At 72.5% G+C, this 22,204-nt stretch carries 18 protein-coding genes; 11 read left to right on the top strand and 7 right to left on the bottom strand.

Features of this window, described 5'->3' with window-relative positions:
• The first annotated feature begins 212 nt into the window (after positions 1–212).
• Positions 213–1,238: a 6-phosphofructokinase gene (locus ACFYNL_RS03310; protein ID WP_388795629.1), complete on the top strand. Its 1,026-nt coding sequence runs from the start codon at positions 213–215 to the stop codon at positions 1,236–1,238.
• An 11-nt stretch (positions 1,239–1,249) separates the two neighbouring features.
• Here ACFYNL_RS03310 and ACFYNL_RS03305 read toward each other — a convergent pair whose 3' ends face one another.
• The 3 genes from ACFYNL_RS03305 to ACFYNL_RS03295 form a co-directional block, all read right to left on the bottom strand.
• A complete protein-coding gene (locus tag ACFYNL_RS03305) occupies positions 1,250–2,140 on the bottom strand; it encodes a universal stress protein (protein WP_388795626.1) in 891 nt (296 codons plus the stop codon).
• A 689-nt stretch (positions 2,141–2,829) separates the two neighbouring features.
• Entirely contained in the window at positions 2,830–3,270 is a 441-nt protein-coding gene (locus tag ACFYNL_RS03300) for a pyridoxamine 5'-phosphate oxidase family protein (RefSeq protein ID WP_388795623.1), read from the bottom strand.
• A gap of 150 nt (positions 3,271–3,420) precedes the next feature.
• Complete coding sequence (locus ACFYNL_RS03295; RefSeq protein ID WP_388797276.1) at positions 3,421–4,491, bottom strand: zinc-dependent alcohol dehydrogenase family protein; 1,071 nt, start codon at positions 4,489–4,491, stop codon at positions 3,421–3,423.
• A gap of 258 nt (positions 4,492–4,749) precedes the next feature.
• Between ACFYNL_RS03295 and ACFYNL_RS03290 the strand changes: the two genes are divergently transcribed.
• The 4 genes from ACFYNL_RS03290 to meaB all read left to right on the top strand — a co-directional run bounded on the left by ACFYNL_RS03290 (position 4,750) and on the right by meaB (position 10,551).
• Entirely contained in the window at positions 4,750–5,100 is a 351-nt protein-coding gene (locus ACFYNL_RS03290) for an STAS domain-containing protein (RefSeq protein ID WP_388795620.1), read from the top strand.
• A gap of 455 nt (positions 5,101–5,555) precedes the next feature.
• Complete coding sequence (locus ACFYNL_RS03285) at positions 5,556–7,367, top strand: methylmalonyl-CoA mutase family protein (protein ID WP_388795617.1); 1,812 nt, start codon at positions 5,556–5,558, stop codon at positions 7,365–7,367.
• Positions 7,364–9,556 (top strand): methylmalonyl-CoA mutase, encoded by a 2,193-nt coding sequence (gene scpA / locus ACFYNL_RS03280; RefSeq protein ID WP_388795614.1) that lies wholly within the window; start codon positions 7,364–7,366, stop codon positions 9,554–9,556. Before ACFYNL_RS03285 ends, scpA begins: the two co-directional genes overlap by 4 nt.
• A complete protein-coding gene (meaB, locus tag ACFYNL_RS03275; RefSeq protein WP_388795611.1) occupies positions 9,553–10,551 on the top strand; it encodes a methylmalonyl Co-A mutase-associated GTPase MeaB in 999 nt (332 codons plus the stop codon). The genes scpA and meaB overlap by 4 nt, the downstream gene beginning before the upstream one ends.
• A 462-nt stretch (positions 10,552–11,013) precedes the next feature.
• On the opposite strand, the gene ACFYNL_RS03270 is transcribed toward meaB, so the two are convergent.
• On the bottom strand, positions 11,014–12,558 hold the full coding sequence (locus ACFYNL_RS03270) for a carboxylesterase/lipase family protein (RefSeq protein ID WP_388795608.1): 1,545 nt from the start codon (positions 12,556–12,558) through the stop codon (positions 11,014–11,016).
• Between the two features lie 800 nt (positions 12,559–13,358).
• On the opposite strand from ACFYNL_RS03270, the gene dhaK reads away from it, so the two are divergent.
• From dhaK to ACFYNL_RS03255, 3 genes are read left to right on the top strand one after another with little or no spacing between them, the layout of a single operon-like run.
• A complete protein-coding gene (gene dhaK, locus ACFYNL_RS03265; protein ID WP_388797273.1) occupies positions 13,359–14,351 on the top strand; it encodes a dihydroxyacetone kinase subunit DhaK in 993 nt (330 codons plus the stop codon).
• A 56-nt stretch (positions 14,352–14,407) separates the two neighbouring features.
• Complete coding sequence (dhaL, locus tag ACFYNL_RS03260; RefSeq protein WP_388795605.1) at positions 14,408–15,010, top strand: dihydroxyacetone kinase subunit DhaL; 603 nt, start codon at positions 14,408–14,410, stop codon at positions 15,008–15,010.
• A 7-nt stretch (positions 15,011–15,017) separates the two neighbouring features.
• The gene (locus tag ACFYNL_RS03255; RefSeq protein WP_388797270.1) at positions 15,018–15,428 is read left to right on the top strand and encodes a PTS-dependent dihydroxyacetone kinase phosphotransferase subunit DhaM; all 411 of its coding nucleotides are present in this window, start codon (positions 15,018–15,020) and stop codon (positions 15,426–15,428) included.
• Positions 15,429–15,701: 273 nt separating this feature from the next.
• Here the strand turns inward: ACFYNL_RS03255 and ACFYNL_RS03250 are convergent, their stop codons facing one another.
• Complete coding sequence (locus ACFYNL_RS03250) at positions 15,702–16,397, bottom strand: glycoside hydrolase family 75 protein (protein WP_388795603.1); 696 nt, start codon at positions 16,395–16,397, stop codon at positions 15,702–15,704.
• Positions 16,398–16,810: 413 nt separating this feature from the next.
• On the opposite strand from ACFYNL_RS03250, the gene ACFYNL_RS03245 reads away from it, so the two are divergent.
• Together ACFYNL_RS03245 and ACFYNL_RS03240 are read left to right on the top strand one after the other, a co-directional pair.
• Positions 16,811–17,788 carry a fibronectin type III domain-containing protein gene (locus tag ACFYNL_RS03245; protein ID WP_388795600.1) on the top strand — a complete coding sequence of 326 codons (978 nt, stop codon included), beginning with the start codon at positions 16,811–16,813 and terminating at the stop codon, positions 17,786–17,788.
• 168 nt (positions 17,789–17,956) lie between these two features.
• Positions 17,957–18,493, top strand: coding sequence for a hypothetical protein (locus ACFYNL_RS03240; protein ID WP_388795597.1), 537 nt, complete (start codon positions 17,957–17,959; stop codon positions 18,491–18,493).
• A 9-nt stretch (positions 18,494–18,502) separates the two neighbouring features.
• Here the strand turns inward: ACFYNL_RS03240 and ACFYNL_RS03235 are convergent, their stop codons facing one another.
• Positions 18,503–19,054, bottom strand: coding sequence for a PadR family transcriptional regulator (locus ACFYNL_RS03235; protein WP_388795594.1), 552 nt, complete (start codon positions 19,052–19,054; stop codon positions 18,503–18,505).
• A gap of 31 nt (positions 19,055–19,085) precedes the next feature.
• Complete coding sequence (locus ACFYNL_RS03230) at positions 19,086–21,101, bottom strand: FAD-dependent oxidoreductase (protein ID WP_388795591.1); 2,016 nt, start codon at positions 21,099–21,101, stop codon at positions 19,086–19,088.
• Between the two features lie 626 nt (positions 21,102–21,727).
• Between ACFYNL_RS03230 and ACFYNL_RS03225 the strand changes: the two genes are divergently transcribed.
• A complete protein-coding gene (locus tag ACFYNL_RS03225; protein ID WP_388795589.1) occupies positions 21,728–22,150 on the top strand; it encodes a hypothetical protein in 423 nt (140 codons plus the stop codon).
• The last annotated feature ends 54 nt before the right edge of the window (positions 22,151–22,204 follow it).

Here is a 22,204-nt window from a genome sequence, read left to right as displayed (position 1 = left end):
TGATGGAAGGAGAGCCACCCGGCGCGCGGCGCGACCCGTCCGCTCTCGTACGGGCCGGCAGCGCGGAGCGCTCGCAGTGACGGCGCCGCCGCCCGTGCCGTACCGGCCGAGGCCGTGGACGTCCTCTCGCCGAGGGCGACCTCATCGTCACCATCCCTTCGACCACCGTCCCGACGGCGCGCAGTGGCTCCGCGCCGGCAAGGGAGGAAGCCATGAAGGTCGCAGTGCTGACCGGCGGCGGTGACTGTCCCGGCCTCAACGCCGTGATCCGCAGCGCCGTCCGCAAGGGCGTCCAGGAGTACGGCTTCGACTTCGTCGGCCTGCGTGACGGCTGGCTCGGTGCGCTGCAGGACATCGTCGTGCCGCTGGACATCTCCAGCGTGCGCGGGATCCTGCCCCGCGGCGGAACCATCCTCGGCTCCTCCCGCACCAATCCGTTCAAGCACGAGGACGGGGTGCGGCGTATCAAGGACACCCTCGCCAAGCACCAGGTGGACGCGCTCATCGTGATCGGCGGGGAGGACACCCTCGGCGTGGCCACCGAGCTGAGCGCCCAGGGGGTCGGTCTGGTCGGCGTGCCGAAGACGATCGACAACGATGTGTCCGGCACCGACTACACGTTCGGCTTCGACACGGCCGTCGGTATCGCCACGGAGGCCATCGACCGTCTCCACACCACCGCGGAGTCGCACATGCGCACCCTGGTCGTGGAGGTGATGGGGCGGCATTCCGGCTGGATCGCCCTGCACGCCGGCGTCGCGGGAGGCGCCAACGTGATCCTCATCCCCGAGCGGCCGTTCGACATCGACCAGGTCTGCGCGTGGGTGGAGAACCGCTTCCGGACCAACTACGCGCCGATAGTCGTCGCCGCCGAGGGAGCCGTTCCCAAGGAGGGGCAGATGGTCCTCAAGGACCAGTCGCTGGACGAGTTCGGCCATGTGCGCCTGTCCGGCATCGGGGAGTGGCTGGCCCAGGAGATCGAGGAGCGCACGGGCAAGGACGCCCGCACCACGGTCCTCGGCCACATCCAGCGCGGCGGCACTCCCAGCGCCTTCGACCGGTGGCTGGCCACCCGTTTCGGGCTGCACGCGGTCGACGCGCTGAAGGACGGCGACTTCGGCACGATGACGGCGTTGCGCGGCACCCGGATCGTCCGGGTCCCGCTCACCGAGACCAGGACCACGACGAAGGTGGTCGATCCGTCGCTGTACGACGAGTTCGAGGTGTTCTTCGGCTGATCCCCGCGCCGTCATCCGGTGTGCGGTACGACCGCCACCGGGCAGCGGGCGTGGTGCAGCACGGCATGGGTCACCGGGCCCAGTCTGCTCGCTGCCGCGTCCGGGCCGGTGCGCCGCCCCACCACCAGCAGGTCCGCCCCCTGGGACGCGTTGACGAGCGCCTCAGCGGGGTGCAGCAGGACGACGTCGGCGTGCACGGCCACTTCCGGGTACTTGTCCTGCCAGGCGCGCAGGGCGTCGGCCATGAGCAGGACTTCCTGGTCCTCCCAGGTGGCACGGTCCTCCTCGGTCACGAACAGCGTCCGGGGAGACACCGCCTCGGCGGGAAGCCGCCAGGCCTGGACGACCCGCAGCGGGACCCCGCGCGCCCGCGCGGCCGCGAACGCGAAGTCCGCCACCTCACCGACCGGACGGTGTGCGTCGAAACCCGCCACGATCCCGGCGGCACCGGCCACCGCACCGGTCCCCCGGCCGAAGGCCGCCAGCGGCCGCTCGGACACCAGCACCAGGGGGCAGGCTGCCGCGGCCGCCACCCGCAGGGCCACCGAGCCGACCGCCAGGCCTTCGAAGCCTCCCGAGCCCCGTGCGCCGACCACGAGCAGTCCGGCCTCGTGGGCCCTGGCGAGGAGCGCGTCGGGCGGGGCGTCGGCGGTCTGCTCGCCCCGCACCTCCAGGTCCGGGTGGCGGGTGCCGAGGTCGGCGGTCACCCGCTGGAGCATGCGCTCACCCACCTGCCGCAGCGTCTGAGCGGCCGTGCCCGGGACGACACCGCCCAGCAGCGGCGGCGAGGCGTGCACGACATGCAGGGGGACGCCACGTGACACCGCTTCCCGCGCCGCCCAGTCGGCCGCGGCCAGGCTGCGCTCGGATCCGTCGACACCCGCCAGCACAGGACGACTCATCGCGCCCTCCTTCGCCCGCCGCGCATGTCCGCGAGACCGTCCCGCGACGCCTCGGCCCCTTCCTCCACTGTTCCACGGCGGGCCTCGGAGATCTCGCCGAGAGGACCGGCGGGCCCTGCTCCGTCCGTGCCTCGCACCGCCGCGACGGGCCGCGCGCCACGGGGTCGAAGCACCTGGTCCTGGGGCTGCCGCTGGTTGCGATTCCTCCGCGGCTGCGCGGTGGTTCCGCCGGGCTCGGCGCCACGCGCCGCCGCCCCTTCGACCGCCGCGCCGCCGCCCCCTCGACCGCCGCGCCGCCGCCCCTTCGACCGCCGAAGGCGACCACCGGCCGTACCGGGATGGTGCCGGACCCGCCGAGCGGACGGATCACACGTCCCCGGCGTGACCGCTGTCGGCCTGACGCGGGTCCGGCACGGGCAGGCCGCTCTGCCCTTCCCCGAGAGGCCGTACGAGGCGTCCCCCATCCGCCGACGCGCCTCACGGCCGACTTCCAGCCTGGCACCGCGGCCACGGGAGCGACAGGACCGAAGGGCCTACGACAGGGTCCGACCGGCCCCATGCCTTGTCCCCAAGTCCTGGGCCGACTCCTCCTCCTTGTCGCGCGAGCCCCGGATCTGCTGGTGGCCCCTCGCGAGGGGCCGTTCGGCCCGGTGGACGGGCGCTCGGCCGAGCGCTCCGGGCAAGGGAGTTCAGGACGAGACGTCCAACCCGTACACGCTGCGCCCGCCGACCACCGCACGGCCGGTCACCAGGTCGGGCTCGATGCGGACGAACACCTCGTCGGGCGACGGCACCCACGAGCGCGGGCCGACACGCGACAGACGCTCCCGCTCGTGAGGATCGCCGACGACCGCGGCGGCTCCGGTCACGATCACACTCCAGCCGGAGTGCGCGGCCGCATCGACCTCGTCGGCCTCGAACGCGACGATCGCGCCGTCGATCGCGCGAACCAGTTGCGAGTCGGCCGCGGTGCGCAGCAGGACCGCGCCGTCGTGGTCCAGGGAGAAGTTGACCGGCAGCACCGCGGGCAGGGCCTGGCGCGTGTACACGATCCGGCCGACGGGCACCTTGGCCAGCAGGCGCAGGCACTCCTGTCGTTCCAGTTCGCGGAATCCGTCGTTGCGGTACATGGACCAGTCCGTCTCTCGGTACGCGGTCGGTGGGTCGTCTCCCCACGATCGGGCGGCCGAGGGGTCTGTGCGAAGGGCCATGGGTCCCGATCCCGCCGGACAACGGCCCCTCATCACGGGGTGGCCCGTCTTCCGGTGACGTCACGGTCGTCAGGCCCCGCGGACGGCGACCGTGTCGTGCCGCTCTCCGCCGAGGGCGACCTTGAGGGCCCCGGTGTCCGCGGCCCGGCCGAAGACGTCGTACGCCTCCTCCATGAGGTCCAGCGGGAAGGTGTGCGTGACCAGCTCCGCGGTGGGCAGCCGGCCGGCCGCCGCCATGCGCAGCAGGGTGGGGGTGGAGTGGGTGTCGACGAGGCCGGTGGTGATGGTCACGTTCTTGATCCACAGGTCTTCGAGGTGCAGCGTGGCGGGCCGGCCGTGCACGCCGACGTTGGCGACGTGTCCGCCGGGCCGCACCATGCGCGTGCACATCTCGAAGGTCTCCGGGATCCCGACGGCCTCGACGACGACGTCGGCGCCCAGTCCGTCGGTGAGGTCGGCGATCAGCTGCTCGGGGTCCTCCCGGGCGTCGGCCACGGCGTCGGCGCCGAGCCGCCGGGCGGCCTCCAGCCGGGCGGCGGCCAGGTCCACGGCGACGATCCGTTCCGGGGCGAACAGCCGGGCCGTGGCGATCGCGGCGAGCCCGATGGGGCCCGCGCCCACGACGGCGACGGTGTCGCCGGGGCGCACCCGCCCGTTGAGCACGCCCACTTCGTAGGCGGTGGGGAAGATGTCGGCGAGCAGGACGGCGTCCTTGCCGTCCAGGGTGCCGGGCAGCGGATGGACGGAGAGGTCGGCGTGCGGCACGCGCACGTACTCGGCCTGGGTGCCGTCGATCAGATGGCCGAGGATCCAGCCCCCGCCGCCCCGGCACTGGCCGTACATGGCCGTGCGGCAGTAGGCGCAGCGTCCGCAGGCGGTGATGCAGGAGACCAGGACCCGGTCCCCCGGCCGTACGGTGCGTACGTCGGCGCCGGTCTCCATGATCTCGCCGACCGCCTCGTGCCCCAGCACCGTGCCGGGACGCACCTCGGGCACGTCGCCCTTGAGGATGTGCAGGTCGGTGCCGCAGATGGTGACGGTGTCCACGCGCACGATCACGTCTGTGGGGTCCTTGACGGCGGGGTCCGGGATCTCCTCCCAGGAGGCGTGTCCGGAGCCGTGGAAGACGAAGCCCTTCATGGCGATCCTCTCCTCCTCGGTCGCGTCCGGCGCCCGCCCTGAGGTGTCGCTGCCGACCGGATGACGGACGGGCGCCGGATTCACGGGGCATCTACCAGCTTGTCTGCTTCCTCCATTGTCCGACTTGGGCCGATCGGCCCCGATCGGCCGACCGGAGGGGCATACGCGCGGGTAGGGTCCGCACGGCCCCGGGAGGATCGCCGAGGAGGGGCCGTTCGGCCCTTTCGAAGGACCGGAGCCATGGGCTTTCCTCGCACCATGACCGAGAACCTCACCCAGACAGCTCCCCCCTTGGCGGTGCGCGTGGCCACCGGCACGACCGTTGCGGAGCTCAGCGGTGAGATAGACCTCCTCGTGGCGCAGTCGCTGACGGCCCGGCTGGATGCGCTGACCGCCGCCACGTGCCCTGATCTGGTGCTGGACATGAGTGCCGTGTCCTTCATCGACTGCCAGGGCCTCGGTGTCCTGTGCCGGACCCGCAACCGCGTCCTGGCCCGACAGGGCCGGCTCCGGCTGATCACGCGTGACGCGTGCTTCCTGCGACTGCTGCGCATCGTCGGGCTGACGGACGTCTTCGAGATCCACCCCCGTCTGCCCCGACTCTCCTGACGGCGGACGTGACCTTGAGGCGGACCGTCACCGTCACGCCGGGCCGGCGGCGGCGCGGGGCCGGTGGCCCCTGCCGGAGATCCGGCTGAGCGTACGCGGCGGACCGGCGCCGGACTCGGCAGCGCCGGACTCGGCAGCGCCGAACGGTGCCGCCGGAACCGGGACCCGGACTCCTGGGCGGACCGGAGCGAGCGGGCATCGGCGCCATCGTCGCCGCCGACGCGGTCGGCACGCGACGTCACGGAACTGACGCGAGGCCATACGCTCACCCCGTCCTCCTCTCCGGGAGCGTGCGAGCCCGCCCATGGACGGACCGGTCGCGGGTGGCGCTGCGGCGGCGCGCGCGGCAGCCCCTCAAGATCGGCACGAAGAGGGCCAGGTCACAGCGACGGGGAGGGCAAGGTCACAGCCATGCCCCCTGCTGCTCCTTTGCGCTTGTGGCCTAGCATCCGAGCATGACGGTCCTGCCTGACGACGGGCTTGAGCTGGCCGCCGAGTTCCCTGACGTGACCCACGAGCAGTGGCAGCGCCTCGTTGCGGGCGTGCTGCGCAAGTCGGGCAAGGACGTCGAGGGGGCGGAGGCCGAGGAAGCCCTGTCCACCGCGCTCGAGGACGGGTTGCGCACCCGGCCCCTGTACACCGCGCACGACACCGCGCCCGAGTCGGGCCTGCCCGGGTTCACCCCCTTTGTGCGCGGCAGTCGGGCGGAGGGAAACACGGTCGGCGGCTGGGACGTACGTCAACGGCACACCACCGCCGCCGACGGCGCGATCCTCACGGACCTGGAGAACGGCGTCACCTCGCTGTGGCTGGTCGTCGGCGACAGCGGCATCTCGGTGTCCTCGCTGAGCGCGGCCCTGGAGGGCGTCTACCTCGACCTGGCCCCCGTCGTCCTGGACGCCGGTCGGGATGTCGAGCCCGCCGCCCGCGAGTTGCTGAGCCTGTACGAGCAGCGCGGCGTCGCCAAGAGTGCGGCGCGCGGCAACCTGGGTGCCGATCCGCTCGGCTTCGAGGCCCGCACGGGACAGGGGCACGACTTCGCGCCGGTGACCGCACTCGCGCGGCGGTGCGCCGAGGAGTACCCGGGACTACGGGCGCTGACCGTGGACGCGCTGCCCTACCACGAGGCCGGCGGCTCGGCCGCCCAGGAGCTGGGCTGCTCGCTGGCCACCGGCGTCGCCTACCTGCGAGAGCTGACCGCAGCCGGTCTGAGCGTCGAACAGGCCTGCGCGCAGCTGGAGTTCCGGTACGCGGCGACCGCCGACCAGTTCCTGACGATCGCCAAGCTGCGGGCCGCGCGTCGCCTGTGGGCCCGGGTCGCCGAGGTGTGCGGCGCCCCTGCCGCGGGGGCGCAGCGCCAGCACGTGGTGACCTCGCCGGTGATGATGACGCGTCGCGACCCGTGGGTGAACATGCTGCGCACGACCATCGCGACCCTGGCCGCGGGGGCGGGCGGGGCCGACTCGGTCACGGTGCTGCCCTTCGACCACGCGCTGGGTCTGCCGGACGGGTTCGCGCGGCGCATCGCCCGCAACACCTCCACGATCCTCATCGAGGAGTCGCACCTGTCGCGGGTCATCGACCCCGCGGGCGGTTCCTGGTACGTGGAGCGGCTCACGGACGAACTCGCCCACGCGGGCTGGGAGTTCTTCCAGCGGATCGAACGGCTCGGCGGTCAGGCGGCCGCCCTGCGTTCCGGGGACCTCGCGCGGGACCTGGCCGACACCTGGCAGGCGCGCACCGAGCGGCTGGCCAGGCGCCGTGAACCCATCACCGGTGTCAGTGAGTTCCCGCACCTCGCGGAGAAGCCGGTCGACCGCGCGAGCGCGCCCGAGCAGCCGTCCGGCGGCCTGCCGCGGGTCCGCCGCGACGAGGCGTTCGAGGAGCTGCGCAGCCGTTCCGACGCCCACCTCGCCGCGACCGGCTCCCGGCCGCGGATCTTCCTGGCCGCGCTCGGCCCGGCCGCCGCGCACACCGCCCGCCTCACCTTCGCCTCGAACCTCTTCCAGGCGGGCGGCATCGAGCCCGTCACCGAGGGCACCTTCGAGGACAGCGGCGCGGCGGAGGCCGTGCTGTGCTCCAGTGACGCGCTGTACGAGGAGCAGGCCGAGGCGGTGGCCGCGCAGCTGAAGGCCGCAGGCGCCGCGCACGTGTTCCTCGCCGGGCGACCCGGGCAGTACGCCGCCGTCGACTCGTACGTCTTCGCGGGCTGCGACGCCGTGGCCGTGCTGTCCGCGACCCTCGACCGCATGGGAGTGTCCCGATGACCGCCCCTTCCGGCTCCGCCGTGCCCGACTTCTCCGGGATCGAGCTGGGCACCCCGGCCGCCGGCGGCGGCCCCGACGAGTGGCGTACGGCGGTCAAGAACGCGGCCGGCGGGGACGACCTGCTCTGGGAGACCCCGGAAGGCATCCCGGTCAAGCCGCTCTACACCGGCCAGGACCTGGAGGGCCTGGACTTCCTGGAGACGTATCCGGGCGCGGCGCCCTATCTGCGCGGCCCGTACCCCACGATGTACGTCAACCAGCCCTGGACGATCCGCCAGTACGCGGGCTTCTCCACGGCCGAGGAGTCCAACGCCTTCTACCGGCGCAACCTCGCGGCCGGCCAGAAGGGCCTGTCGGTCGCCTTCGACCTGCCCACGCACCGCGGCTACGACAGCGACCACCCGCGGGTGACCGGTGACGTCGGCATGGCGGGCGTGGCCATCGACTCGATCTACGACATGCGGCAGCTCTTCGACGGCATCCCGCTGGACAAGATGACCGTGTCGATGACGATGAACGGCGCGGTGCTGCCCGTGCTCGCGTTGTACATCGTGGCGGCGGAGGAGCAGGGCGTTCCGGCGGAGAAGCTGGCGGGGACCATCCAGAACGACATCCTCAAGGAGTTCATGGTCCGCAACACCTACATCTACCCGCCGAAGCCTTCGATGCGGATCATCTCCGACATCTTCGCCTTCACCTCGCAGCGGATGCCGCGCTACAACTCCATCTCCATCTCCGGCTACCACATCCAGGAGGCCGGTGCGACGGCCGACCTGGAGCTGGCGTACACGCTCGCGGACGGCGTGGAGTACATCCGGGCGGGCCGCGAGGCGGGCCTGGACGTGGACGCGTTCGCGCCCCGGCTGTCGTTCTTCTGGGCGATCGGCATGAACTTCTTCATGGAGGTCGCCAAGCTGCGCGCGGCCCGCCTGCTGTGGGCGAAGCTGGTCAGGCAGTTCGACCCGAAGAACAACAAGTCCCTTTCGCTGCGCACCCATTCGCAGACGTCCGGCTGGTCGCTGACCGCGCAGGACGTCTTCAACAACGTCACGCGCACCTGCGTCGAGGCGATGGCGGCGACGCAGGGCCACACGCAGTCGCTGCACACCAACGCCCTCGACGAGGCGCTCGCGCTGCCCACCGACTTCTCGGCGCGCATCGCCCGCAACACCCAGTTGCTCATCCAGCAGGAGTCGGGGACGACCCGCGTCATCGACCCGTGGGGCGGCAGCGCCTACGTGGAGAAGCTGACCTACGACCTCGCGCGCCGGGCCTGGCAGCACATCCAGGAGGTCGAGGCCGCGGGCGGTATGGCCAAGGCCATCGACGCGGGCATCCCCAAGCTGCGCATCGAGGAGGCCGCGGCCCGCACGCAGGCCCGGATCGACTCGGGCCGCCAGCCGGTGATCGGCGTCAACAAGTACCGCGTGGACAGCGACGAGCAGATCGAGGTCCTCAAGGTCGACAACTCCTCCGTGCGGGCCCAGCAGATCGCCAAGCTGCGGCGGTTGCGCGAGGAGCGCGACGAGAGGGCGTGCCAGGACGCGCTGGACGCGCTGACCCGCGCGGCCGGCGGCGACGGCAACCTGCTGGAGCTCGCGGTGCACGCGGCCCGCGCCAAGGCGACCGTCGGGGAGATCTCGGACGCCCTGGAGAAGGTGTACGGCCGGCACGCGAGCCAGATCCGTACGATCTCCGGTGTGTACCGCAACGAAGCAGGCGAGTCCCCGTCCGTGGACCGCACCCGTGCTCTGGTCGACGCCTTCGACGAGGCCGAGGGACGCCGTCCGCGCATCCTGGTCGCCAAGATGGGCCAGGACGGCCACGACCGCGGCCAGAAGGTCATCGCGACCGCCTTCGCCGACCTCGGCTTCGACGTGGACGTCGGCCCGCTGTTCCAGACGCCGGCCGAGGTGGCCCGTCAGGCCGTGGAGGCGGACGTGCACATCGTCGGTGTGTCGTCGCTGGCGGCCGGGCACCTGACCCTCGTACCGGCGCTGCGCGAGGCGCTGGCCGAGGAGGGGCGCGAGGACATCATGATCGTGGTGGGCGGCGTGATTCCGCCGCAGGACGTGCCCACGCTGCTGGAGATGGGCGCGGCGGCCGTCTTCCCGCCCGGGACGGTGATCCCGGACGCGGCGTACGACCTCGTGAAGCGACTGTCGGACGACCTCGGGCACGACCTGTGATCGATGTCGACGCGTATGCGAAGGGCGTACTCGACGGCAAGCGGGCGGTCATCGCTCGCGCCATCACGCTCGTCGAGTCGACCCGGCCCCAACATCGGGCGCTCGCCCAGGAGTTGCTGACCGAGCTGCTCCCGCACAGCGGCCGGGCCCGGCGGATCGGTGTCAGCGGCGTGCCCGGCGTGGGCAAGTCGACGTTCATCGACGCGTTCGGCACGATGCTGACCTCGCTCGGACACCGGGTGGCCGTGCTCGCGGTCGACCCGTCCTCCAGCCGGACGGGCGGATCGATCCTCGGCGACAAGACGCGCATGGAACGCCTGGCCGTGGACCCGGCTGCCTTCGTGCGCCCCTCCCCCACGGCGGGCACGCTCGGCGGTGTCGCCAAGGCGACCCGTGAGTCGATCGTGGTGATGGAGGCGGCCGGTTACGACGTGATCCTGGTGGAGACGGTCGGCGTCGGCCAGTCCGAGACCGCCGTCGCCAACATGGTCGACTCCTTCCTGCTGCTCACCCTGGCCCGTACCGGCGACCAGCTGCAGGGCATCAAGAAGGGCGTCCTGGAGCTGGCCGACGTGATCGCCGTCAACAAGGCGGACGGCCCGCACGAACGCGACGCCCGCGCCGCCGCGCGCGAACTGGCGGGCGCGCTGCGGCTGATGCACGGCAAGGACGCGGTGTGGACGCCGCCCGTGCTGAGCTGCAGCGCACGGCAGTCGACCGGTCTGGACACCGTCTGGGAGCGCCTGGAACAGCACCGCACCCTCCTGGACTCGACCGGACGCCTCGCCGACAAGCGCCGTGACCAGCAGGTCGACTGGACGTGGAGCATGGTCCGCGACGAGCTCCTCGGGCGTCTGCACGCCGACCCGGCGGTACGGGCTCTCGCGCCCGCCTTGGAACAGCGGGTGCGGGACGGCGAGTTGACCCCCACGCTGGCCGCCGAGCGCATTCTGGGGGCCCTCAAGGACTTCGGGACGGCGCCGGGCACCTCCTGAGCGCGAAGGTTTCCCTTCCAGGGTTGGGGGGCGTGTCGGGCCGGGGTGGCTCGCACGGGCGGCGGGTCGCCGTTGAGAGCGCCGTACGTCTGGGCCGTGGCCCGCACCGCAAGCCTGGGCTCCTCCGTCGGGCGGCGGACGAGGACGCCGTCCGTCACGGCGTGTTCGAGCGGCCGGCCGACGTTCAGTGCCCCACCCGGCGTGCGTGGCGCCAGGCGGACGGCACCGGCTCGCTCGACCGCCACCGGGCATCGGGGGCGCCGCCTGGGCAGACCCGGCGCCGCCGGGAGCTTCGCAGGCCGACCTCGGAGCGACCCTGAGGGTGAAAGACGTCGACTCGGCCGAACAGGACGTCACATACGCGCGGTTCGCGACCGAGCCCACGTGCACGCCCTGCCCCGCACCGGTCTCGCGCAGAGGGCACACCGTGCCCGCCCGGCGGAGGCGTAGGAGCCTGCCCGGTCACTTCAGCAGAGGCAGAACCGGAAAGTCGTACCCGTCCCACAGGCGTCGTGAGACCTCCTCCGGGTACGGCCGCACCTCCGGCACCCCGTCCAGGACCTGCGTCAGTCGGCTCCCGCTGTCGTACGCCGGCCAGCCCGGGTCCCCGGTGCGTGCGAACGCCGTCCACGACGCCCGGAAGCGGGCGCCCAGCGCCTCGGCTTCCGGCGGTACGCCCGTGCCCGCGAACAGCAGCCGGCCGAGGTCCGCCTCGTAGGTGCCGAACAGCAGCGGGACGTCCAAGCCGTGGCAGGCGCCGAGTACGCCGCCGTATCCCGGGGCCTGCCAGGTCAGCTCGTAGACGTGGGCCCGGCCGCCGCCCGCGGTCTGCGCCTCGGCCAGGTGCAGCGAGGGCCGGTTGAACAGCCAGTCCGTCTGGACGCGTTCGTACAGCTCCCCCGGCGTGGCGTCCGGGAAGGCCGCGCGGTAGGCCCGTTCGCCGTCCGGGCCGGGCGCGAAGGTTCGCAGCGCCCACGCCGCCTGCTCCTCGTCGATCTTGTCGAGCTGGTCGGCGAGGAAGAGGAACAGCCGCCACTCGTCGCGGTTGTGTCCGACGACCAGCTCCACGTCCCGGGCCGCGCCCTCGGTCAGGGCCTGCCAGGGCGTGCGGGGAAGCACCTCTCCGTCGACGACCGGCGAGAAGGGCGTGACGGTGGGGGCGGCTCGACCCCACCTGTCCTGGTACTGCCGCATTCTCGCGCTCAAGGCTGTGTCGGCGGACGTGAGTCGACGCGGATCGACGGCGGACAGTGCGGCTGCCGTCGGCGGCAGTCCGACCTCGGCCGCGATCGCGTGCGCGATGTCCCGGGCGAGTTCGTCGGAGAAGAACGTGCCGGGCACGCTCTGCGCGATCGCCCGCCGGAACAGGCCCCGTGCGGCGGGCATGGCGAGCAGCGAGGCGACGGATCCGGCCCCCGCCGACTCCCCGAAGACCGTGACCTGCCCCGGGTCGCCGCCGAACGCCGTGATGTTGTCCCGCACCCACTCCAGCGCCGCGACCTGGTCCAGCAGGCCCCGGTTCGCGGGCGCCCCGTCGATACGGGCGAACCCCTCGACGCCGACGCGGTAGTTGAAGGAGACGACGACCAGGTCACCGGCCCGCGCGAGATGCTGCGCGTCGTAGCCGGGGCTGCCTGCGTGACCCAGCTTGTAGGCGCCTCCGTAGATCCACACCATCACCGGTCGGCGGGCCGCCGGGTCCGCGTCGGGCGTCCAGACGTTGACCGTCAGCCAGTCGTCACCGGTGGGCGCGTCGAGTTCGCCTCGAAGGCCCTGGAAGACCGCCTCCTGCGGGGGCGGCGGGCCGAAATGGTGGGCCTCCCGGACCCCGTCCCAGGCGCGCGCGGGACGCGGGGCGGCGAACCGGGCCTCGCCCACCGGGGGTTGTGCGAACGGGATGCCGCGGAAGACGGCGAGACCCCCCTCGCCCCGTCCTCGCACCGCACCGGCTGTGGTGCGCACGACGAGGTCTTCGGCTGTGGAGTCCCGGGGTCCGGCTGTCGTCATCGTCCGTCCTCACCTGTCGGGCGGCTGAGCATCCTTGAGTCACTCAAGCACGCTCCGCTTGCCTCAGGCAATCATTCGGACCGCTCACCGGCCGTGGACAGGCTCCGTCAGGGCCTACGGGCCGGGGCCTACGGGGCCGGGGCCTACGGGTCGGGCGTGCCGCCCGGACCTCACCGCCGGTCTCGGCGCGGACCGGTGTGCCCGCCTTCCCCACGTGGCACTCGGTGCCGGAAGGTGAAGCATCCGCCACGCACAGGTCAGCCCACCGCGGCGGACGGGCCGGCCGAGGAGAGGCCGCCGGGCCGTCGCGCTGTACGTCGAAGGCCCCCGCCCCTCCCGACGTGCCCGCCCGGCACCACCTGCTCGCACCGCCGATCTCCCCGCGGTCGAGCACCGGCCCCGCACCCCGGCGAGACCCGAGACGTCGTCCGGAGGCCGCCGGCGCGGTGTGCTCCGGGCGGCCCACCGGCCGCCCTCGGGGTGTGCGGTGCGGCCGATGGCGAGGGGGGAGGCCGTCGCGGGCCATGGGGAACGACGAGGCGTCGGCCGGACGCCCGGTCGGCGCCTCGCGTCGGTGGCCGGGCCGCCACCCGCCGGCCACCCGCCGGCCTCACGCCGCCCGGGAGCGGCCGCCCACGTGACCTCCGCTGCCGCAAGGTCGATACTGCCGACAGCGGCGTTTTGTGTCCGACACCACCGCCGACCCCCGCGGACCATAGGATCGACTTACCGGCCCGACCCAGTCCGACCCGCTGAGACGCAGAGCACGAGCCCTCTGCCAGCCGCACCGGGAGGTACCCATAAAGATGCTGATCAACGTCGCGGAAACCGTGGTCGCGGACGCGCTGCGCGGTATGGCGGCCGCCCATCCCGAACTGGTCGTCGATGTGGCGAACCGGGTGATCGTACGGCGGGACGCCCCCGTGGCGGGGAAGGTCGCGCTGATCTCCGGCGGCGGCTCGGGGCACGAGCCTCTGCACGGTGGATTCGTGGGCCCGGGGATGCTGTCGGCGGCCTGTCCGGGCGAGGTGTTCACGTCGCCGGTACCCGACCAGATGGTGCGGGCCGCGGCCGCGGTGGACAGCGGCGCGGGTGTGCTGTTCATCGTCAAGAACTACACGGGCGACGTGCTGAACTTCGACATGGCCGCCGAACTCGCCGAGGACGAGGGCATCCGGGTCGCCAAGGTCCTCGTCAACGACGACGTGGCGGTCACCGACAGCCTCTACACGGCGGGGCGGCGCGGTACGGGCGCGACGCTGTTCGTGGAGAAGATCGCGGGCGCCGCGGCCGACGAAGGGCAGCCGCTGGAACGGGTGGAGGCGATCGCGCGGCAGGTCAACGAGAACTCCCGCAGCTTCGGTATCGCCCTCAGCGCGTGCACCACGCCCGCCAAGGGCACGCCCACCTTCGATCTGCCGCCCGGTGAGCTGGAGTTGGGCATCGGCATCCACGGCGAGCCCGGCCGGGAGCGGCGGGCGATGATGACCTCGGGCGAGATCGCCGATTTCGCGGTGAGCGCCCTCCTGGACGACATGACCCCGCGCAACCCGACCCTCGTCCTCGTCAACGGGATGGGCGGCACACCGCTGTTGGAGCTGTACGGCTTCAACGCCGAGGTGCAGCGGGTGCTCACCGAGCGCGGTGTCGCCGTCGCCCACACCCTCGTCGGCAACTACGTCACCTCGCTCGACATGGCAGGCGCCTCGGTCACCCTGTGCCAGGTCGACGAGGAGTTGCTGCGGCTGTGGAACGCGCCGGTGAAGACGCCGGGGCTGCGCTGGGGCGTGTAGAACCTCGCGACCTGCGACACCGAGGTGCCGACGTACCGACCACGCAAGGAGATTCCGTGCTCGACGCCGATTTCTTCCGCCGTTGGATGACGGCGACCGCCACTGCCGTCGACCGCGAGGCGGACCGGCTCACCGCCCTCGACTCGCCCATCGGGGACGCCGACCACGGCAGCAACCTGCAACGCGGGTTCCGCGCCGTGACGGCGGCGCTGGAGAAGGAGGCCCCACGGACGCCCGGCGCGATCCTCACCCTCGCCGGGCGGCAGCTCATCTCGACGGTCGGCGGGGCGTCGGGGCCGCTGTACGGGACGCTGCTGCGCCGGACCGGCAAGGCCCTCGGGGACGCCGGCGAGGTGAGCGAGGAGGAGTTCGCCCGGGCGCTGCGGACGGGGGTGGACGCGGTCATGACCCTCGGGGGTGCCGCGCCGGGCGACAAGACCATGATCGACGCGTTGGTGCCGGCCGTGGACGCCCTCGAAGAAGGGGGCTTCGTCGCGGCACGGACCGCCGCCGAGGAGGGCGCCCTGGCCACGACTCCGTTGCAGGCCCGCAAGGGCCGGGCGAGTTATCTCGGGGAGCGCAGCATCGGGCACCAGGACCCCGGGGCGACGTCCTCGGCGCTGTTGATCGCGGGACTGACGGAGGCCGACGGTGAGTGAGGACAAGGTGAGCGGCGAGCGGCTCGTCGGCATCGTGCTGGTCTCGCACAGCGCGCAGGTGGCGGCGTCGGTGGCCGAACTCGCTCAGGGGCTCGCGGGCGGTGGGAAGGCCGTGCCGGTGGCCCCTGCGGGTGGCAACGAGGCCGGCGGGCTGGGCACCAGCGCCGAGCTGATCGCGGCGGCGGCCGCCTCCGTCGACCGAGGAGCCGGGGTCGCGGTCCTCACCGACCTGGGCAGCGCGGTGCTCACGGTGAAGGCGCTGCTTGCGGAGGGCGACGAACTGCCGGACGACACCCGGCTGGTGGACGCCCCGTTCGTCGAGGGCGCCGTGGCCGCGGTCGTCACGGCGGGCACCGGCGCCGACCTGGCGGCGGTGGAGGCGGCGGCCGCGGAGGCGTACGCGTACCGGAAGGTGTGAGGAGGGCCGGGCAGCCGGTCCGGCAGGGGCCTGCCTCGCCGGTCCGAGAGGGGCCTGCCTCGCCGGTCGCGCGGCCCCGTGGCCGCGCCTTCGCGCCACGAGGCCTTCGGCCGCGCTCCCCGGCGTCATCGCCCCGGGCGGCACGCGGGCCGGCATCGTCGTGGACGCCGCTCAGGAGGCCCACGGGCCGACGGCACCAGGGGGGTGTCTCGTCGACCTCGGCAAGCAGGCCCGGCCCGAGGAGCAAAGGCTGGTCGGCGGTCGCAGCCCCGCTCACCCGCGGTTCACGAACTCCCTCGCCATCCTCTCCCCGGCCGCCGCCGCGGCCGCGCGGTTCTCGACGGGTGTCACCGGCCCCTGCTTGAAGACGATGTAGGTGACTCCGGAGGGCGTGCCGCCGCTGTGCGGGTCGGCCGGGATGCCGAGGGCCCTGGCGGTGGCGTACGACGCCTCGCCGATCATGTCGCGCGGGCCGACGTCGCCGACGACCGCGTACCGCACCTGGTCCCGGTACACGACGGCCGCGACGGACCCGCCTCGAATACCGTCCTCACGGTAGTTCCAGAGGTGACTGGGCGCGGGCACGACGATGTACGGGAGGCGTTCGGCGTCCAGGTACCGGCCGTCGGACTGCTGGTACGCCGTCGCGGCGGAGAAGTAGGGGTCGGTACGGCGGTTGCAGTGGTGGGTGGGCCGCCCGTCGCAGTCGATGTCCATGTCGGCCTTCCAGAACACCGCCCCCCGCATCGAGCAGACCGGAATCCGGGCGGGCGCACCGCGGTCGGTGCGGTAGCGCCCGCGGGAGACGGCGTCACAGTCACGCACCTTCGCCAACAGGTCAGCGGCGCTGACCTCGGTCTCGCGGCGCGCCGCGGGCCCTTCCTGCGGGGTGGGCGGGGCGGTGGACGGCGTCGTCGGAGCGAGCAGGGCGGCACTCGCCACCGCCAACGTCAGCGACTGGACTCGCACTACAAGAGGCCCTCTCCTCGGGGACACTGACCGGCATTCAGCCCGAACGGCCACCCATAGGTACATACGACCCATGTGCGCCGTTTCGGTCATGCTGCCATCACTGGGCCCCAAACGGCGCATCCCGATTTGACAGCGGCGCGTCCCCGAACCACCCGGCAGGAGCCGGGAGCCTGAGTCCGTGTCGGACCCGAGCCCCCGGCCACCCGTGTCCGGCGCGGGTTCAGCGACGACAGCGGTCCCGCGTCGGCAGCATGAACTCCAGGGCCCCCGTGGCGAGTTCAGCCGTGAGGAGCTTCAGCATACGTAACTCCCCGAGGACGCCGACGACGACCACCCTCTTGATGTGAGCGCGCCAATCGCGCCATATTGGTCCGGACCATTGCCGCGAGGCCGCCCCCGGAGGCAGAGTCGTGCGACGCGTTCTCGTTCTCGTGTCCGTCCTGTGCGCAGTGCTCGTATCGCTCTGTGCCTGCGCCTGGGGCGGGGCGGACGAGGGCGGCGGCCGGCCACCGGGGGCACCCACCGGCGTCACGGCCGCCGCGGGCAGCGCGACCAGCGTGCACGTCATGTGGAACGCGGTCTCCACCGATCACGGTGTTCGCGTCTACGAGGTGTATCGAGGCCCCACAAAGGTCAAGGAAGTGCCGGGCTCCGCACACATGGTCGATGTCACCATGCTCAAGCCGTCCACCTCGTACGCCTTCACCGTCCGTGCCCGTGACACCGAGGGGCGCCTCGGGCCGCCGAGCAGGGCGGTGCGGGCCACGACCCCCGCGGTCGCGGCCGCCGACCGCTCGGCGCCGACGCGCCCCGGCGGGCTCCGCGGACGGGCGGTGGGCAGCCGGGCGGTCCAGCTGTCGTGGTCGGGGGCGACGGACGACCGGGCTGTGGTGTCGTACGACATCCATCAGGGCGACACGAAGATCCACAGCGTGGGCGGGAACCAGACGGCGACGGTGGTCACCGGGCTGCGGCCAGGCACCCGCTACTCCTTCACCGTGAGGGCCAGGGACGCGGCCGACAACCTCTCCGCCGCCACCGGGACCGTCCGTGTCACCACGCCGGGCACCGACGACGGGCGCGGCACCGCGCCGACCGGCTTCCGGGCGACCACCCATCGCGAGGACGGGGCCCACCACCTCGACCTGAGCTGGGTGCCGCCGCGGACGGACGGGGTGGTCGTCGAGTACGAGGTGCACCTCGACGGCCGCAGGGCCACCTCACTGGTGTACGGCGGGAGCGCGCCGCGCGAGCGGGCCACCTACAGCTTCTACCTGGGGCCGGAGAACGGGGCGGTCCACCGGGTGCGGATCCGGGGCAGGCTGCCGGACGGCACCTGGGGCGGTTTCTCGACGGAGCGGACGGTGACGACCGGGGCGCGGGACTGACCAGGTGCCCGGGCCCCTCGAATGCAGCAGTACGTCACCTGTCCGGGTGAGGCCCGCATGCGGGGCGGGCCCGGGGCGCGTTGGCTGCCCCTGAGGCAGCACGGGCGTTCCCGATCCCCGGCGGCGCACCGGATGTACCGCCGACCGTGCCGCCGGAGGGCAGTCCACATGCGCAACTCATCGCTATCGCTCCTCCTCCGCTCGGGTCTGACCGTGGCAGCCGCCTCCGCTCTCCCCCTCGCCCTGGCCGCCGGTTCGGCCGGCGCGGTCTCGGGGATCTCCGTGAGCACGACCGGGTCCACGGTCTCGGTCACGACGAGCGCCTGCACCAACATCAACGGCAGTTGGGGCACCGCCTCGCTGCTCACCAGCAGACAGGCGAACTTCGCCCAGGGCCGGCAGGTCTCCCTGTCGGGTACCTCCAACCTGCAGTCGGCGGCCTGGTCCGGGGTGAGCCCGGGCACGTACACCGTCATCGTGGTGTGCTCCAACGGCTCGACGGCGGGCACCCAGTCCGTCATCGTCACGGCACCCCCGACGCCCAGGCCCTCCCCCACGCCCTCGCGCGGCGTCATGGGCGGCGTGGGCGGCGCCACCAAGGACTACGGCACCCTGACGCTGGTGGGAGGAGGCGCTCTGGTCGGTACGGGCGCCCTGGCCACGGTGTGGTTCCTGCGCCGCAAGTCGAAGCCGTACCGGCTCTGAGGACCGGGGTCAGACCGTCTCGGGTCCCGGCAGCTCGGCGAACTCCTCCAGGGCGTGCGTGAGCCAGTGGATCCAGAAGGTCTCCAGATCGATGCCGGCACGCAGCACCAGGTGCCGCAACCGATCCTGGGAGCTGTCCCGGCCCGGCGGGAAGTCGCGCTGCTCGATCTCCTCGTACTCGGCCAACTGCCGCCGATGGAGGTCGAGATGGCGTCGCAGATCGTTCTCGACGCCCTCCGTCCCCACGACGGCCGCGGCACGCATCCGCAGCAACAGCGTGTCGCGGTGCGGCCGGGGGTCCTGGGAGGCGGCGGTCCACCGGGCCAGTTCGGCGCGCCCCGCGGGCAGGACCTCGTAACTCTTCTTCTGCCCGCGGGCCGGCTGTTCGCTCGGCAGTGTGCGGATGAACCCCTCGGTCTCCAGCTTCCCCAGCTCGCGATAGATCTGCTGATGCGTCGCCGACCAGAAGTAGCCGATCGACTTGTCGAACCGGCGGGTCAGCTCCAGCCCCGAGGACGGCCTTTCGAGCAGGGCGGTGAGGATCGCGTGCGGGAGTGACATGGGCTCATCCTAGGGACGCGCTGCCGCGCCCCTACAGGGCCGCCGCCAGCTCCGTGCCCTGCTTGACGGCACGCTTGGCATCCAGTTCGGCGGCCACGTCGGCACCGCCGATGAGGTGCGCGCTGCGGCCCGCGGCGAGCAGCTCGTCGTACAGGTCGCGGCGCGGCTCCTGCCCGGTGCACAGCACGATCGTGTCGACTTCGAGGACCGTGCTCTCCTCGCCGACGGTGACGTGCAGCCCGGCGTCGTCGATACGGTCGTAGCGCACGCCCGGGACCATGGTGACGCCCCGGTGCTTGAGCTCGGTGCGGTGGATCCAGCCGGTGGTCTTGCCGAGGCCCGCGCCGACCTTGCTGGTCTTGCGCTGGAGCAGGTGGACGGTCCGGGGCGAGGCGGGGCGCTCGGGGGCGGCGAGGCCGCCGGGGCCCGTGTAGTCCATGTCGACACCCCAGAGGCGGAAGTACGTCTCGGGGTCCTCGCTCGCCTTGTCGCCGCCGTCGGTGAGGAACTCGGCGACGTCGAAGCCGATGCCGCCCGCGCCGAGGACGGCGACGCGGTCGCCGACGGGGGCGCCGTCGCGCAGCACGTCGAGGTAGCCGACGACGCTCGGGTGGTCGACACCGGGGATGTCCGGGGTGCGCGGGGTGACGCCGGTGGCGACGACGACCTCGTCGTAGCCGGCGAGGTCGTCGGCCGACACCCAGGTGTTCAGCCGTACGTCGACGCCCTGCCAGTCGAGCTGGTGGCGGAAGTAGCGCAGCGTCTCGTCGAACTCCTGCTTGCCCGGCACCTTGCGGGCGACGTTGAGCTGGCCGCCGATCTCGCTCGCGGCGTCGAACAGCGTGACGGCGTGGCCGCGTTCGGCCGCGCTCACCGCGCAGGCCAGCCCGGCGGGTCCGGCGCCCACCACCGCGACCCGCTTGCGCCGCCGGGTCGGCGAGAGCACCAGCTCCGTCTCGTGGCAGGCGCGCGGGTTGACCAGGCAGGACGTGATCTTGCCGCTGAAGGTGTGGTCGAGGCAGGCCTGGTTGCAGCCGATGCAGGTGTTGATGGCCTCCGGCTTGCCGGCCGCGGCCTTCGCGACGAAGTCGGGGTCGGCGAGCATCGGGCGGGCCATGGACACCATGTCGGCGCAGCCGTCCGCCAGCAACTCCTCGGCCAGCTCCGGGGTGTTGATGCGGTTGGTGGTGACGAGCGGGACCGACACCTCGCCCATCAGCCGCTTGGTGACCCAGGTGTACGCGCCGCGCGGCACCGAGGTGGCGATGGTGGGGATGCGCGCCTCGTGCCAGCCGATACCGGTGTTGATGATCGTCGCCCCGGCGTCCTCGACGGCCTTGGCGAGCGTGATCACCTCGTCCAGCGTGGACCCGCCGGGGACGAGGTCCAGCATGGACAGCCGGTAGACGATGATGAAGTCCTCGCCGACGGCCTCGCGCACCCGGCGGACGATCTCGACCGGGAAGCGCATGCGGTTCTCGTACGAACCGCCCCAGCGGTCGGTGCGCCGGTTGGTCTGCGTGGCGATGAACTCGTTGATCAGGTAGCCCTCGGAGCCCATGATCTCCACGCCGTCGTACCCCGCCTGACGGGCGAGGCGGGCGGCGCGCGCGTAGTCGTCGATGGTCCGCTCGACGTCCGCGTCGGTGAGCTCGCGCGGCTGGAAGGGGCTGATGGGCGCCTGGAGCGGACTGGGGGCGACCAGGTCCTGGTGGTAGGCGTACCGGCCGAAGTGCAGGATCTGCATCGCGATCCGGCCGCCCTCGCGGTGCACGGCCTCCGTGATGACCCGGTGCTGCTCGGCCTCCGCCTCCGTGGTGAGCTTGGCGCCGCCCTCGTACGGCCGACCCTCGTCGTTGGGGGCGATGCCGCCGGTGACGATCAGGCCCACTCCCCCGCGCGCCCGCTCGGCGTAGAAGGCGGCCATGCGCTCGAAGCCGCGCTCGGCCTCCTCCAGGCCCACGTGCATGGAGCCCATGAGGACGCGGTTGGGCAGCGTGGTGAAGCCCAGGTCCAGCGGGCTCAGCAGGTGCGGGTATCGGCTCATCGGGCCCCTCCATGCGCGGGTGTCGTGCCTGACCAGTTGTAGAGGACCGCGAGATGTTTATGCAACTAGTTGCACAAGGGGGGAGGGGTGACACGGGCCACGCCCGGACACAGGTGACACAGACCACGCCGGGGCACAGTGGACCCAATGACCGCAGACGCCGAGGTGATCGACCTCGCCCAGCCCATCGCCGCACTCGGCATCATGCTGAGCACCTTGGGAGGACGCAGTCTCTACGGGGGCGTTGGGTGGTTGCGGACCGGTACTCCGTGGCGCGACCTGCCGGAACGCCACAGGGGCCCTGGCGGACGGTATATGAGCGGTCCACCCGCTGGAGGGCCGCCTCCCAGCCCAGGACGCAGCGGCCGTGCGGACCCTCGGCAAGGCTGGCGTCGGCGCCGTGGAAGATCAGGTGGACCTCGCCGTCGGGACGGCCGGCGGCGCAGCCCCAGCGCTGGGCCTGGATGCCGACGAAGGGGTCGCTGCGCGGACGCCAGTCGCCGGTCAGCGACAGCAACCAGACTGGGGAGCCTTGTATAAAGATCAAATAAGGAGCATAGTCCGTTCACATCGTGGCGGGCACGTGAACGCCTTCCACGCAGCCCGCTGTGCGAGGAGATACCAGCATGCCCAAGTTCAGACGCGTCGTCATACCCAGCCTCACCGCCGCTGTGCTCACCGTTGCGATGGCGACGTCGTCCCACGCCGCGACCACCACCACCCAGGCCTCCGACAACTCCTGCGGAGTCGTGTCGTTCACCGACTACGGTGACGTCTTCCGCTTCCTCGACACCTGCTCGGACGGCAGAGGCGTGCGTCTGCAGTACACGAACCCGACGACGGGTATGCCCTCCAAGGACGACGCGAAGGTCACCGTGGACTACACCGGTGGGTACACCGGGTGGAACACGGACAACGCGTGGACCTACAACACCAACATGGACGAGGATGCCTGCTTCCTCTTCCGGGTCGGCCTCGTCGACAACGGCTCCTACGTCACCGGCTCCTACGGCATCTGGACCACCCACAACGTCTGCGCCGCAAACTGACCTGCTGAGCACCCACGGTCCGCCTCCCGGCCGTTGGGCGCCTCGGCGTCCCCG

The sequence above is a fragment of the Streptomyces sp. NPDC007808 genome, assembly GCF_042868655.1.
Taxonomy (GTDB): domain Bacteria; phylum Actinomycetota; class Actinomycetes; order Streptomycetales; family Streptomycetaceae; genus Streptomyces.
Note: the sequence above shows the minus strand (reverse complement) of the source record. Positions and strands in the feature narration are given on the sequence as shown.